A 15,031-nucleotide genomic window follows, 5' to 3' on the forward strand; every position below is an offset into this window, starting at 1 on the left:
CTGCTGAACGCCCCGTTCGCGATGCAGGCCGCACCACCGATGTGGCGTCGAACCACCCACCTGCGTGGTCCGACCGCACCTCCGCGGTGCGACCCGGGCCCGGGCCCGCGGGCGGGACCGCGCCCGAGCGCGCCCCCGGTCTGCCCCGCGACCCGGCCGCCGCCTCCTCCGCGCCCGCGGCCCGCCCCCCCCCGGCCCCGCCCCCCCCGCCCCCCCCCCGCCCGGCCGCCCCGCCCGCGCGGGGGGCGGGCCCGCGGGCGGTGCGGGGGGTCCCGGGGGGTGGCGGCGGGCCGGCGCCGACGACGACCCGGACCCGCCGCAGCCGGGTAGAACGAGAAGCAGACGACACGAGGAGGCGCGCGATGGCGGGCAAGGGACGCGGCGAGACCGTCGAGGTCGGCGGGCACCGGCTGCAACTGACGAACCTCGACAAGGTGCTCTACCCCGACGCGGGCACGACCAAGGCCGACGTGCTGGGCTACTACGCCGCCGTCGCCGGGTGGATGCTGCCGCACGTCGAGGGCCGCCCGGCGACCCGCAAGCGCTGGGTGAACGGCGTCGACGGTGAGGTGTTCTTCGAGAAGAACCTGCCCGACTCGGCACCCGACTGGGTCTCCCGACACAGCATCGAACACAAGGACCACGCGAACGTCTACCCGATGGTGAACGACGTCGCGACGCTCACCTGGCTGGCGCAGGTCGCCGCGCTCGAGGTGCACGTCCCGCAGTGGCGGTTCGGTCCGAAGGGCGCGCAGCGCAACCCCGACCGGCTCGTGCTCGACCTCGACCCGGGTGAGGGCGTCGGCCTCGCCGAGTGCGTCGCGGTGGCGCAGCTGCTGAAGCCCATCGTCGAGGGCATGGGCCTCGAGTTGATGCCCGTGACGAGCGGCAGCAAGGGCGTGCACCTGTACGCCCGGCTCGACGGGGGGCAGACCAGCGCGCAGGTCGGTGAGGTCGCCCACGAGCTGGCCCGCGCGATGGAGGCCGACCACCCCGACCTCGTGCTCAGCACCATGGGCAAGGCCGACCGCCGGGGCAAGGTGCTGCTCGACTGGTCGCAGAACAACGGGAACAAGACGACGGTCGCGCCGTATTCTCTGCGCGGCCGGACCCGACCGACCGTGGCGATGCCCCGCACCTGGCGCGAGCTCGCCTCGAAGTCGCTGGTGCAGCTGGAGTACACCGACGTGCTCTCACGCCTGAAGCGACGCGGCGACCCCCTGGCCGACGTCTCAGCGCACGTTCCGGTCCCGTCGGGCGAGCTGGGCGAGAACTTCCGCAACACCGAGGCCCCCGACCACGACCCGTCCGAGAAGGTACGTGACCGCCTCGAGGTCTACCGCTCCAAACGCGACGCGTCGAAGACCGCCGAGCCGGTGCCCGCCGACGCGCCCGCCTCGACCGACGGCACGAGCTTCGTCATCCAGGAGCACCACGCCAGCTCGCTGCACTGGGACTTCCGGCTCGAGCACGACGGCGTGCTCGTGAGCTGGGCGCTGCCGAAGGGCGAGCCCGACGACCCGGGCACGAACCACCTCGCCGTGCAGACCGAGGACCACCCGCTCGAGTACGGCACCTTCGAGGGCACGATCGCCAAGGGCGAGTACGGGGCCGGCGAGGTCACGATCTGGGACTCGGGCGAGTACGACCTCGAGAAGTGGCGCGACGGCAAGGAGGTCATCGTCGTGCTGCACGGCGAGCAGCGCGGCACCCGACGCGTCGCGCTGATCCACACCGGGCACGGCGGCGGGCGGGCCGAGTCGAACTGGCTCATCCACCGCATGAAGGACGACGCCGACGGCTCGCACGACGGCGCTTCCGCCGGCGAGTCAGGAAAACGACCGCATCACGCCCGGAAGACGACCGAAGACGCGCGTTCTCCGGAGTCGCCGTCCTCTGCGCAGGCGAGCCGGGGAGGCCCTGCCGGCAACTCCTTACGCACGTCGTCTGCGGCCGGCGGCTCCCCCGAGAAGTCGGGCCGCGCCTCCTCGGCTCGTGACGGGAAGCAGGAATCGCCCGCACCCGACCCGGTCGCGCCGATGCTGGCGACGACGGGCGATGCGCACGACGTGTCCGAGGGCGGGTGGGCGTTCGAGATGAAGTGGGACGGCATCCGCGCCGTGGCGGTCGTCCACGACGGCGCCGGCACGCTGACCAGCCGCAACGGCAACGACCTGACCCCGGCCTACCCCGAGCGGCAGGTGCTGGCCGAGCGGGTCGACGGCGAAGGAGGCGCGGTGCTCGACGGCGAGATCGTCGCCGTCGACGAGAAGGGTCGCCCCGACTTCGGGCTGCTCCAGACGCGCATGGGGCTGACGCGGCCCCGCGACGTGGCCCGGGTGGCGAAGGGAGCGCCGGTGAAGCTGCTGCTGTTCGACGTCATGCGGGCCGAGGGGCGCTCGCTCGTGAAGGACGAGTACGACGACCGTCGCGAGGGGCTCGAACGGATCGTCGAGAGCGGCGGTCCGATCGACGTGCCCCCGGCGTTCGACGGGGACCCGGGGGCGGGGGGCGCCACCTCGAAGCGCCTCCGGCTCGAGGGCGTCGTCGCCAAGCGACGCGACGCGACCTACAGCGCCGGCCGCCGCTCCCGGGCCTGGATCAAGATGAAGCACCACCAGACGCAGGAGGTCGTGATCGCGGGCTGGCGCCCCGGTGCCGGCCGGCGGGCGGACGGCGTCGGCTCGCTGCTGAGGGCGTGCCGGGCGACGACGGCCTGCACTACGTCGGCCGGGTCGGCACGGGGTTCACCGACCGCGAGCTCGACGAGCTGCTGCCGTCGTTGCGGGCGGCCGAGCGGAAGACCAGCCCGCTGGTGGGCGTACCCGCCGTCGACGCACGGGACGCGCACTGGGTCACTCCCTCGCGGGTGGGTGAGGTGTCGATCGCCGAGTGGACCTCGACCGGCCGGCTGCGGCAGCCGAGCTGGCGCGGGTGGCGGCCCGACAAGTCGCCGGACGACGTCGTCCGCGAGGGGGGAGGGCGCGCCGTCGGACGGCGGGCGGCCGGCGGGACCCGGCCCGCGCCTCCCGCCGCCACGAAGTGAACACGCCGCCACCCGATTGCGTGGCGGCGTGTTCACCTCGTGGCGGGACATGGGGACAGCGGGGTATCGGTCTGCTCCCGTCGTGTGTTGAGTGCAGCATGAGCACACCTCCCCCGGCCCCGAGCGACGCGGCGACCCTGCGCGGGCGGCGGGTCGTGCTCGTCGTCGCCGTGCTGGCCTCGTTCGTGGCGTTCCTCGACGGGTCCATCGTCACGGTCGCCCTGCCCGCGATCGCCCGTGAGCTCGGCAGCGGCACGGCCGGCGGCGCCGCGACGGCCGACGACGGAGCCGGCCTCGCCCTGCAGCAGTGGGTGGTCGACGCCTACCTGCTGACGCTGGGGTCGCTCATGCTCGTCGCGGGCTCGCTCAGCGACACGTTCGGCCGGGTGCGCGTGCTGCGCGCGGGGCTGATCGGGTTCGCCGTGACGAGCGTGCTCGCCGCCCTCGCCCCCGACCCGGGCCTGCTGATCGCCGCCCGGGCCCTGCAGGGCGTCACCGCGGCCCTCCTCGTGCCGAGCAGCCTCGCCCTGATCACCTCGACCTTCAGCGGACCGGCGCAGGGCAAGGCCATCGGCAGCTGGACGGCCTGGACCGGGGTCGCGTTCCTGATCGGCCCGCTGACCGGCGGCGCGCTCGTCGACACGCTCGGCTGGCGCTGGGTGTTCGCCGTCGTGGTCGTGCCGGTCGTCCTCACCCTGGTGCTGATGACCCGCCTGCCCGGCGACGCCCACCGGGGGCGCGACGGCGCTCCCCCGCGCGGCGACGTCGTGGGCGCCGTGCTCGCGGCGGTCGGCCTCGCAGGACCGGTCTTCGCGCTGATCGAGGGGCGGCGGGTCGGGTTCGGCGCATGGTTCGTCGTCACACCGCTCGTGGTCGGCCTCCCCGCGCTCGCCGCCTTCGTCTGGTGGGAGCGCCGCCCGCCCGCCCCGATGATGCCGCTCACGCTGTTCCGCACGCGCACCTTCACGGTCGGCAACCTGGCCACGGTCGGCATCTACGCGGCCCTCAGCCTCGGCACCCTGACCATCCCGCTGGTGGCGCAGGAGCTGGCGGGTCTGACGGCGACCCTGGCCGGGCTCGTCACCCTGCCGACGACGATCGTGTCGCTGCTGTTCTCGACCCTGTTCGGCACGCTCGCCGCCACCCACGGCCCCCGCCTGTTCATGACGGTCGGGCCGCTGATCACCGCGAGCGGGTTCCTCTGGATGCTGCTCGTCCGCGATCCGATCGACGTCTGGTGGCAGGTCGTGCCCGGCGTGGTCCTCTTCGGCTTCGGCCTGTCGGTGACCGTGGCTCCGCTCACCTCGACGGTGCTGTCGCAGATCCCGGCGGCGCAGTCGGGCATCGCCTCCGCGGTCAACAACGCCATTTCGCGTGTCGCGGGTCTCGTCGCGGTCGCGTTCCTGGGCGTCATCGCCGGAGGCGCGCTCACGGTGGGCGGGTTCCACCGCGTCGTGATCGTGGTCGCCGTGCTGCTCGGGGTGAGCGCGCTGGTGTCGTTCGTCGGTCTGCGCGACCGCACCCGCGCCTCCTGAGCTCGCCCCCGCGCGGCGACCGGCAGGCGCGCAAGGCCCCCGGCGCCGGGTCGGTTTTACGCCGCGCACCGCACCGCGTCTCGTGCTCCGCACCCGGTCTAGACGAGGTGCCGTGCACGAATCACGGTGCGCTGTGGGTCGGTCGGCTGCACGGGCCACCGCGGCACCATTGCCCTGAGCCGCCTGTGACCCTACGATGAGCCAGACGTGAGCCGCCCTCGTTCGGGGGTGGCTCCAGCTCTGTCGTGAGACAGCCGTGATTACAAGGGAGTAATCGTGTCCGCTGCCCCTGCCCGCTCTTCCTCGACCCCTCGGTCGCGAGCCGTCCGGCCCGCGCGCCGTCCGCGCCGCGGCCTCGCGCTCGCCGCCGGGACCGCCGCCGCGGCCCTGCTGCTCAGCGGCCTGCCCGCGATCGCCGCGCAGGCCGCCCCGGTCGACCTCGCCCGCTTCGGCACGGTCACCGCCTCGGCGAGCCAGGCCGACGGCGACGGCACGTTCCCCGCCGACGCCCTGATCGACGGCGACCCAACGACCCGCTGGGCCAGCGGCAACGGCCCCGACGAGGACGTCGAGTTCACCGCGTCGGTGATCGTCGACCTCGGCGGCACCGCGCGCGTCGACGCGATCGGCCTCGACTGGGAGGCCTCGTACGCGACCGACTACACGGTCGACCTCACGTCGGGCGACCCGACCCTGGCCGAGAGCTGGACCACCGCGCAGATCGTCACGAGCGACGGCGAGCGCGACGACGTCACCTTGTCGACTCCCACCGACGCCCGCTACGTCCGGGTCAGCATGCTGCAGCGCTCGGCGGCGACCTGGGACCCGGCCCGCCCCCACTTCTACGGCTACTCGGCCTACGGCCTGCAGGTCTACGGCGAGGCGCAGACGCGGTCGGTCACCTTCGACCGGTCGACCGCGACCGTCGCGGCCGGCCAGACCCTGACCGCGGGACCCAGCCTCACCGGTCCGCGCGACGAACCGGTCACCGTCCGGGTGCGCTCGACCGGCGGCCCGGCCATGGCGGGCACCGACTACGCGGCCCTCGACGAGACCGTGACCTTCGCGCCCGGCGAGGCCAGCGCCTCCGTCGCCCTCGTCACGACCTCGACGGGCGCCCTCAGCCCGCGCAGGACCGTCGAACTGACCGCGTCCGAGCCGAGCGACCCGACCGTCGTCGGAACGCGCGCCACCCTCACCGTGACGCTCACCCCGACGGGCGCCCTGCCGAACGTCGGTGCGACGACCGTGCTCGACGACTTCGAGGGCGGCGTGCCGACCGGCTACTTCGGCTGGGGCCAGAGCCCCGCAGTCACCCCGGTGCTCGACACCGTGGAGGCGCAGCGCGAGGGTGCGACGGGCGACCAGGCCCTGCGTGCCACCGTCGCCGGTCCGACCACCGCCGAGAGCTGGTTCGGGTTCTCACACGACGTCCCCGCCACCGACTGGAGCGACCACGACGGCTTCTCGTTCTGGTTCCAGGGCACCGCCTCGGGCCTGACCCTGCGCTACGAGTTGAAGAACGGCGACGGCGCCCTGTTCGAGCAGACCGTCGTGGACGACAGCACCGACTGGAAGCAGGTCAGCGTGCTGTTCGCCGACCTGCGGCAGAAAGGCCAGCCGTCGAGCGACCTCCGCTTCGACCCGTCGGCCTCGACCGGCTTCGCGGTCACGCTGACCCCCCTCGGCGCCGGCACCTGGCAGTTCGACGACGTCGCCCTGTTCGAGCGCGCGACGATGATCGAGGACTTCGAGGGAGACGTCCCGCTCGGCACGACCGCCGACCCGCTCGGCTTCTTCACCTGGGGCTCCCCCGCCCCGCTCGAGCCCACGATCAGCCGCGACGTCACCGTGCAGGAGCGCGACGGCCGCGCCGACAACCACGTGTTGAGCGGCACCTCGTCGATCCCCGCGGGCGGCTACGGCGGCCTGAGCCACAACCTGGCCGACAGCCAGGACTGGTCGAGCTACCAGGGCCTGCGCTTCTGGTGGTACGCCTCGCAGGCGAACAACCCGGCCTCGCCGACGGCGGGTGCCGACATCAAGGTCGAGATCAAGGACGGCGACCCGGCCGGCGGCGACACCGCCGAGACCAGCGAGCTGTGGGCGACGACCTTCAAGGACAACTGGGGCAGCAGCACCAGCCGCTGGAAGCTCGTCGAACTGCCCTTCTCGGCGTTCACCCCGTCGGGGTACCAGCCCGGCGACGCGGCGACGACGAACGGCACGCTCGACCTGACGAGCGCGTTCGGCTACTCGTTCACCTTCACGCCGGGCACGCCCGCCCCGGTCGGGTACGCGATCGACGACACGCAGCTCTACGGCACCCCGGCGAGCGCCGCGTCCGTCACGGTGGACCCGTCGCAGGACGTCTACCTGGTCGACGCGGGCGGCTCGGTCGAGATCCCGCTGACGGTGACGACGGCCGGTGACGAGCCCCTGGCGACGGACGTGTCGGTCGACTGGTCGACCGCGGACGGCACGGCCGTCGAGGGCACCGACTACGACGCGGCGTCGGGCACGGTGACGTTCGCGGCGGGGGCCGCCCCGGGGTCGGCGCGGGCCGCGGCCGCGTCGGCCCGCGCCCCCTCGGGGGCCGCGGGGTCGAGGGAGGTCGCGGTGCCGCCGGGGTCGCCCCCGGCGAAGGGCGGGGACGGCCCGCGCGTCGTGATCGGCGCGCACGACCTGCCGTCCCTCGACCCGTCGCTGCCGACGGCCGACCGTGTGGCCGACCTGCTCGGCCGCATGACCCTGGACGAGAAGGTGGGTCAGATGGCGCAGGCCGAACGGCTCGGCCTGTCGTCGCCGCAGGACGTCAGCGGTCGTGCGCTCGGCTCGCTGTTGAGCGGTGGCGGCTCGGTGCCCGAGGGCAACACCGCGGTGGCGTGGGCCGACATGGTCGACGCGTACCAACGCGAGGCGCTCTCGACGCGACTGCAGATCCCCATGGTCTACGGCGTGGACGCCGTGCACGGCCACAGCAACGTGGTGGGTGCGACGATCTTCCCGCACAACACCGGCCTCGGCGCGACCCGCGACCCGGCCCTGGTCGAGCGCATCGCCGAGGTCACCGCGACCGAGGTGCGGGCGACCGGCGTGCCGTGGACCTTCGCCCCCTGCCTCTGCGTCTCGCGGGACGAGCGATGGGGCCGCAGCTACGAGTCGTTCGGCGAGGACCCCGACCTGGTGCGCACCTTCGCGGCCCCGTCGGTGATCGGCCTGCAAGGCGACGACCCGACCGACATCGGCGGCGCCGACGAGGTGCTCGCCACGGCGAAGCACTGGGCCGGCGACGGCGGCACGAGCTACGACGAGTCCGTGGCCGGCACGGGTGCGTACCCGATCGACCAGGGCATCACGAACGCCGACTCGCTCGAGGACTTCACCCGGTTGCACGTCGACCCGTACCTGCCGGCGCTCGAGGCGGGCGTGGGCACGATCATGCCGTCGTACTCGGCGGTCGACCTGGGCGACGGGCCCGTGCGCATGCACGAGAACGCCGCACTGAACAACGACCTGCTGAAGGGCGACCTGGGGTTTCAGGGCTTCCTCATCAGCGACTGGGAGGGCATCGACAAGCTGCCCGGCGGCAGCTACGCCGACAAGGCCGTGCGCTCGGTGAACGCCGGGCTCGACATGGCGATGGCGCCGTACAACTACGGGGCGTTCATCGACGCGATCGTGGCGGCCGTCCGGTCCGGTGACGTCGCCGAGTCGCGGGTCGACGACGCCGTGCGGCGCATCCTCACCCAGAAGTTCGACCTCAACCTGTTCGAGCAGCCCTTCGCCGACCGGACCAACGTCGACGGCGTCGGCTCGGCCGAGAACCGCGCCGTGGCCCGCCAGGCCGCCGGTGAGTCGCAGGTGCTGCTGAAGAACGCCGGAGACGCGCTGCCGTTGGCCGCGGACGCCGACCTGTACGTCGCCGGCTCGAGCGCAGACGACCTCGGCCGCCAGATGGGCGGCTGGACGATCAGCTGGCAGGGCGGATCGGGCGACACGACGACCGGCACGAGCATCGCCGAGGGCATCCGCGAGGTCGCGCCCGGCGCGTCGGTCACGCTGAGCCCCGACGCCTCGGCCCCCATCGGTGCCGGTCAGACCGGCGTCGTGGTGGTCGGCGAGCGCCCGTACGCCGAAGGTCAGGGCGACGTGCCCAACAGCGGCTCCAGCCTGTCGCTGACGGCCTCGGACCAGGCGATCGTGGACAAGGTCTGCGCGGCCACCGCGTCGTGCGTGGTGCTGGTCGTCTCGGGCCGCCCGCAGCCGCTGGGCGACGTCGTGAGCGTGGCCGACGCGGTCGTGGCGGCGTCGCTGCCCGGCTCCGCGGGCGCCGGCGTGGCCGACGTGCTGTTCGGCGACCGGCCCTTCACCGGGCGCCTGCCCGTGACCTGGGCGGCGAGCGCCGACCGGGTGCCGATCAACGTGGGCGCCGCCGACTACGAGCCGCTCTACCCGTACGGCTGGGGTCTGCGCACCGACGGTGCCCGCGAGCGGCTGGAGGCGCTGGTCGCCTCCCTGCCCGAGGGTGCGTCCCGTGCCGCGGTGCAGGCTGTGCTCGACGCCGACGTCTGGGACGGTGACGGCGCGGTGACCGACGCTGCCGCCGCGCGGCGCCGCCTGCTCGCCGCGGTCGCCCCGTTCGGCGGGCCCGACCGCGGCGCGAGGGCCGCGGCGGACGACCTCGTGTCGGGCGCCCGCGGCCTGGCCCAGCAGGCGATGGTCGACGGCACGGCGGCCGACGGGTCGTCGGCCCTGACGGCCGACGCCGAGAACGCGCTGCAGCGCGGGCTGCCCGACGTGGCGCTCGCGCGGTTCGCCGCGGTGCTCGGCATCGCCCTCGGCGTCGTCGAGCCGACCAAGGACGTCGGGCCCGGCACGCTCGCCCCCTCCACCGCCCGCCCGGGCGACACGGTGGCGATCACGGCGACCGGCTTCGCCGCCGGGGAGGACCTCGCGGGCACCGTGTTCTCGGAGCCGCAGTCCATCGGCGGGACCACGGCCACCGCGGCCGGGGTCGGCGTGCTGCGGTTCGTCGTGCCGGCCGACCTCGAGCCGGGCTCGCACGTCGTCGAGCTCGAGGGGTCGGGGCAGATCGCCCGCGCCACGCTCGCGGTGCTCGCCGCGGCGGTGCCGGGCGACCCGGGGACGCCGGGTGGCGGGACGCCCGGCGCGGGCACGCCCGGCACGCCGGGTGGTGGCGGGCCGGGCAGCGGCTCGGGCTCGGGCTCGGGCTCGGGTGGCACCGTCGTGGCGTCGCCGGTCGGGCTCGCCTGGACCGGCTCGGGCGAATGGATCGGCATCGCCGTCGCGGCGTTCCTGATCGTGGCGCTCGGGGTCGCCCTCCGGCTGCGTCGCCCGCGCGACCGCGGCTGACGCGCCCGTCCGCACCGCGCCTCCCCCGGTCGCGCCCCCCCCGGTCGTTACTCCCCCAGGAACCCCGTTCCGGACGATGCACCCCGCTTCTTCGGGGTTCATCGTCCGGAACGGGGTTCTTCGTCGCGTCGGCGCCGCGACTCCTGCGTGCACCCGCTGCTAGCGTCGCGGGGTGCTCACCACCGACCGCCTGCTGCTGCGCCGCTGGCGCGACTCCGACCGCGAGCCGTTCGCGGCCCTGAACGTCGACGCCGAGGTGATGAGGTACTTCCCCTCGACCCGCACGCGTGCCGAGAGCGACGCGATGATCGACCGGCTCGACGCCGCGATCGAGGCCGACGGCTTCGGGCTGTGGGCCGTCGAACGTCGCGACTCGGCGACCTTCGTCGGCTTCGTCGGGCTGTCCCGCCCGACCTCCGATCCGGCGCTCGTCGGGAAGATCGAGATCGGCTGGCGCCTCGCCCGCGAGGCCTGGGGTCAGGGCTTCGCCACCGAGGCCGCCCGGGAGGCCGTCCGGTTCGCGTTCGACCCGTCCGGTGCCGTCCTGCCCGCCCTGATCAGCTTCACGGCGGCGGTCAACGAACCGTCCCGCCGCGTGATGCGCCGCCTCGGCATGACCCACGAGCCCGCCGACGACTTCGAGCACCCCGCGCTGCCGCCCGGCCACGCGCTGCGGCCGCACGTCCTGTACCGGCTGAGCCGCGCCTCCTGACACCACCGGGAACCCCGTTCCGAGCCATGAACCACGAAGGAACGGGGTGCGCCGTGCGGAACGGGGTTCATCGCGTGGTGGACCCGCCACCGACCCCGATCAGCCCGTCGTCCGCGCCCGCCGCGGCGAACGCCTCGCCCACCTCGGCCAGCGGGATCGTCCGGCCGACGAGCGACTCGAGCGGCCACCGCCGCCACGCCTCGGACGCCCACGCCACGCCCTCACCCAAGCGCTCGGGCTCGGCGTCGCGCACGCCGGTGACCGTGACGAGCCCCTCGACCAGCCGGGCGCCGCTCACGCTCACCTCCCGACCGCCGACCGCCACCCCCGCCAGCACCACGACTCCCCCGACGGCCACCTGTCCGACCAGGGCCGACACCCCGGCGACCCCGTCCAACGCGAGCCCGACCGTGCGGTGACGTCCCGACCGGTCGACCGAGGCGAGCCCCCGCGAGAGGGCGTGCGACCCGGTCGACGCCACGGGGTCGGCCACGGCGACGGCGCCGAACGCGCGCGACCGCTCGCGCCGCGCCCCCTCGGGGGCGGCGCCCACGACGCGCGCCCCCGCGTCCCCGGCCACCCCCGGCGCGACCAGTCCGACGGCGCCCGCGCCGGACACGACGACGACCTGACCCGCGAGCGACGGCACCCCCGAGAGCCCGAGCACCGAGGAGGCGCGGTGCAGCACCTCCGCGGCCGTCGCGGTCACTCCAGCCACCGGGGCGAGCACGGCGGCAGGCACGTCGTCGGCGACGACCACCACGGCGGTCCCCCGGCGCAGGTGCACGTGGCTCGCGACCGCGCCGGACAACTGCCAGCTGCGCCGCGTGCGCTCCTCCCCGTACCGCTCGCCCGAGACGCACGCCGAGGTCAGACCCCGATGACACGGGACGCACCGCCCGCACGCCACCGTGCCGGACCAGACGACGCGCATGCCGGGCCGCAGCCGTCGGCCGTCGTGGGCCCGGGCGTGCTCGTCGGCCTCGACGACCCGCCCGACCGCCGAGCCGCCCGGCACCACGGGCAGGGACGCCGCACCACGGCCGACGAGGGTGAGCACCTCGTCCGGGCCGGAGGCGGCGAGCTCGACGGTGACGAGGGCGTCCCCGCGCGCCAGGCGCACCCCGGGCACCGCGATCTCGCTGAAGCCGAGCCCGGTGCCGAGCCAGACCTGTGCCGTCGCCGGCGGGTCCAGGCACACGTCGCGGCCGTCGAGCACGGGGCGCATCGGGTCGACCCGCAGCCGCCCCGCCTGCGTCGCCCTCGACATCGTCCCCCACCCCTCGCACCCGGCCTCCGGTGCACGCCACGAGCCTAGGCAGGGCGGGTGGCGGCTCGGCGAACCCCCGGCGTCCACCGGGTGAACGCGCCGGGCGGCCGGAGGCGCGGGTCGGGTCAGGCGACCGGCGTCAGTCCCAGCGCCCGGATCACGTCGTCGGCCTCGTCCTCGGGCGAGCGACCGGCGTCGACCACGACGTGGCGTTCGTCGGCCTCGGGCGGTTCGAGCGTCGCGACCTGCGAGTCGAGCAGCGTGGTCGGCATGAAATGGCCCTCACGGGCGGCCATGCGGTCGCCGAGCAGGTCGCGGCTGCCGCGCAGGTAGACGAAGACGACGTTGTGCTCGCGCAGCACGTCGCGGTACTTGCGCTTCAGCGCCGAGCAGGTGATCACGCCCGGCACGCCCGCCATGGCGTGTTCGACGATCCAGGACGAGACGGTGTCGAGCCAGGGGGCCCGGTCGTCGTCGTCGAGCGGGGTGCCGGCCGCCATCTTCGCGACGTTCTCGTCGGGGTGCAGGTCGTCGCCCTCGTACGAGTCCCCGCCGGGCCGCCCGGCGAGCAGGGCCGCGACCGTCGACTGGCCCGAACCCGACACGCCCGTGACGACGAGCACGGGATGGGGGGCGTGGGGCCCGCCCGCCGGCACCGCGCCTCCTGCAGTCGTCGCGGAGCCCGAGGAGGCGCGGTCCGCGTTCTCGAGGACGGGCATCAGATGAACACGCTCGCGAGCATGACCCCGGCGAGGGCCGTGAGGCTGAGGACGCACTCCATCAGGCTCCAGGTCTTGAAGTTCTGCCCGACCGTGGTGCCGAGGTACTCCTTGATGAGCCAGAAGCCGGCGTCGTTCACGTGCGACAGGAAGACCGAGCCGGCACCGATGGCGAGCACCAGCAGCGACGCCTCGGGGGTCGACATGTCGGCGGCGAGGGGCGCCATGATGCCGGCGGCCGTGACCGTGGCGACGGTGGCGGAACCCGTGGCGACGCGCACGAGGGCCGCGACGACCCAGGCGACGAGCAGGACGCTGACGCCCGACTCCGAGACGGCGTCACCGATGACGGTGCCGATGCCGGTGTCGATCAACACCTGCTTGAACCCGCCGCCGGCGCCCACGATGAGCAGGATGCCGGCGACGTCGGGCAGCGACGAGCCGAGCGTCTTCGACACTGCGGCCTTGTCCATGCCCCCGGCGCGGGCGTAGAAGACCATCGCGTAGAGGACGGCGACGGTCAGCGCGACCATGGGCGTCCCGAGGAACTCGAGCAGGTCGACCCAGGTGCCCGTGGCCGTCGGCAGTGCCGCCTCGCGGATCGATCGGGCGAGCATCAGCACGACGGGCAGCAGGATGCCGACCAGGGCGTTCGCGAAGCTGGGGCGTGTGCGCGCCGAGCCCTCGCCGCCGTCCTCCTCTTTCGAGACGAAGAGGTCGGGCACCGGCACGGGCGCCCACTTCGCGGCGAGCTTCGAGAAGAGCGGCCCGGCCACGATCACGGTGGGGACGGCCACGAGCACGCCGAGGCCGAGGGTGAGACCGAGGTCGGCACCGACGGTCGACACGGCGAGCAGCGGACCGGGGTGCGGGGGCACGAGGGCGTGCATCGCCGAGAGGCCGGCGAGCGCCGGGATCGCGATGCGCATGAGCGGCAGACCCGAGCGGCGGGCGACGAGCACGATCACCGGGATCAGCAGCACGAGGCCGACCTCGAAGAACATCGGCAGGCCGATCAGCGCGCCGATCAGGGCCATCACCCAGGGCAGTGCCTTCTGGGACGAGCGCGAGATCAGGGTGTCGACGATGCGGTCGGCTCCGCCCGAGTCGCTGAGCAGCTTGCCGAACATCGCGCCGAGTCCGATGAGGATGCCGACGCTCGTCATGGTCGAGCCGAAGCCGGTGCCGAAGCTCGTGACGGCGTCGCCCGGGGCGAGGCCCGCGCCGATGCCGACCCCGACGGCGCCGAGCAGCAGCGCGAGGAAGGGGTGGACCTTCAGCCAGGTGATGAGGCCGACGATCACGACGATGCCCACGAGGGCCGCGATGATCAACTGCGCGTCGGTGCCCGAGGGCGTGGGGGCGGCGGTCGCCGCGGCGAGGAGGTGCATTCCGTCGCGTCCTTCCGAGGACGCTTCACTGCGACCTCTTCGTCGTGGGCCGGAGCCCGGGGGGTTGTCGTCCGGTTGCGCCCGACGGATGTCTGGCAGTCTTGTCTCGCGGACGAGTCTGATTAGTGTGAATAATCAGACTTATGGAGTGTGCCACAGTCACCACGACCGCGCCACCCCGCCTTTCCGCACCTCTCTCCCCTAGGAGTCGACGATGACACCCGGTCTCTCCGCATCACGAGAACGCGGCCTGCACGCCCGCGTGGTGGACGTCCTCGGCACCGAGATCGTCGACGGCCGGCTCGCCGTGGGCTCCACCCTGAACCTCGACGACCTCGCGGCCCGGTTCACCGTCTCGCGGTCGGTGCTGCGCGAGGCCCTGCGGGTGCTGCAGTCGCTCGGGATGGTCGAACCGCGCCAGCGCATCGGCACGCAGGTGCTCCCCCGCACCTCGTGGGACCTCATGAACCCGCAGATCATCCTCTGGCGGGGTCGCAGCCCCGAGTACTTCGTCCAGATGCGCGAGCTGCTCGAGCTGCGACTCGGCCTCGAGCCGGTCGCGGCCCGCTTGAGCGCCCTGGCCTTCACGCCCGACCAGGCCTCGGCCGTCGAGGACGCGGCGCGCACCATGGTGGCGGCCGCCGAGTCCGGGGACGGCCGCGCCTACCTCGAGGCCGACGTCGCGTTCCACACCGCCGTGCTGCGCGGCTCGGGCAACGACGTGATCGGGCACTTCGCCTCGACCGTCGAGGCCCTGCTGCGCACCCGCACCGAAGAGCGCCGGTTCACCATCACCGGGTACACGCCCGCGGCGGCCGAGCTGCACCTCGACCTGGCCCTGGCGATCCGGTCCGGCGACGCGGACGCCGCCTTCTCCCGCTCGTGGCAGCTGATCGACACGACCGTCGACGAGTTCGTCGCCGAGTCCGGCGGCTCCCCCGCCCCCTGACCCGCCCCTCCTGCCGCGCCCCTCGCCCGGCAC

General features: G+C 74.2%; 7 protein-coding genes and 1 pseudogene. 5 read left to right on the top strand and 3 right to left on the bottom strand.

Going from position 1 to position 15,031, the window contains the following annotated elements; all coding sequences use genetic code 11:
* Window positions 1–362 precede the first annotated feature (362 nt).
* From AEQ27_RS15980 to AEQ27_RS15995, 4 genes and pseudogenes are all read left to right on the top strand, one after another.
* Window positions 363–2,974, top strand: a pseudogene (locus AEQ27_RS15980) (ATP-dependent DNA ligase); the annotation flags it as partial.
* Between the two features lie 170 nt (window positions 2,975–3,144).
* The gene (locus AEQ27_RS15985) at window positions 3,145–4,581 is read left to right on the top strand and encodes an MFS transporter (protein WP_054147573.1); all 1,437 of its coding nucleotides are present in this window, start codon (window positions 3,145–3,147) and stop codon (window positions 4,579–4,581) included.
* 276 nt (window positions 4,582–4,857) lie between these two features.
* On the top strand, window positions 4,858–9,957 hold the full coding sequence (locus tag AEQ27_RS17955; RefSeq protein ID WP_054147574.1) for a glycoside hydrolase family 3 N-terminal domain-containing protein: 5,100 nt from the start codon (window positions 4,858–4,860) through the stop codon (window positions 9,955–9,957).
* A gap of 172 nt (window positions 9,958–10,129) precedes the next feature.
* Entirely contained in the window at window positions 10,130–10,669 is a 540-nt protein-coding gene (locus tag AEQ27_RS15995; protein WP_054147575.1) for a GNAT family N-acetyltransferase, read from the top strand.
* 67 nt (window positions 10,670–10,736) lie between these two features.
* On the opposite strand, the gene AEQ27_RS16000 is transcribed toward AEQ27_RS15995, so the two are convergent.
* The 3 genes from AEQ27_RS16000 to AEQ27_RS16010 all read right to left on the bottom strand — a co-directional run bounded on the left by AEQ27_RS16000 (window position 10,737) and on the right by AEQ27_RS16010 (window position 14,049).
* Window positions 10,737–11,939, bottom strand: coding sequence for an alcohol dehydrogenase catalytic domain-containing protein (locus tag AEQ27_RS16000; RefSeq protein WP_054147576.1), 1,203 nt, complete (start codon window positions 11,937–11,939; stop codon window positions 10,737–10,739).
* A gap of 125 nt (window positions 11,940–12,064) precedes the next feature.
* On the bottom strand, window positions 12,065–12,658 hold the full coding sequence (locus tag AEQ27_RS16005) for a gluconokinase (RefSeq protein WP_082383679.1): 594 nt from the start codon (window positions 12,656–12,658) through the stop codon (window positions 12,065–12,067).
* Window positions 12,658–14,049: a GntP family permease gene (locus AEQ27_RS16010; protein WP_054147577.1), complete on the bottom strand. Its 1,392-nt coding sequence runs from the start codon at window positions 14,047–14,049 to the stop codon at window positions 12,658–12,660. Before AEQ27_RS16010 ends, AEQ27_RS16005 begins: the two co-directional genes overlap by 1 nt.
* Before the next feature lie 214 nt (window positions 14,050–14,263).
* Between AEQ27_RS16010 and AEQ27_RS16015 the strand changes: the two genes are divergently transcribed.
* Entirely contained in the window at window positions 14,264–14,998 is a 735-nt protein-coding gene (locus tag AEQ27_RS16015; protein ID WP_082383680.1) for a FadR/GntR family transcriptional regulator, read from the top strand.
* The last annotated feature ends 33 nt before the right edge of the window (window positions 14,999–15,031 follow it).

Source organism: Frigoribacterium sp. RIT-PI-h, assembly GCF_001297205.1.
Lineage (GTDB): Bacteria > Actinomycetota > Actinomycetes > Actinomycetales > Microbacteriaceae > Frigoribacterium.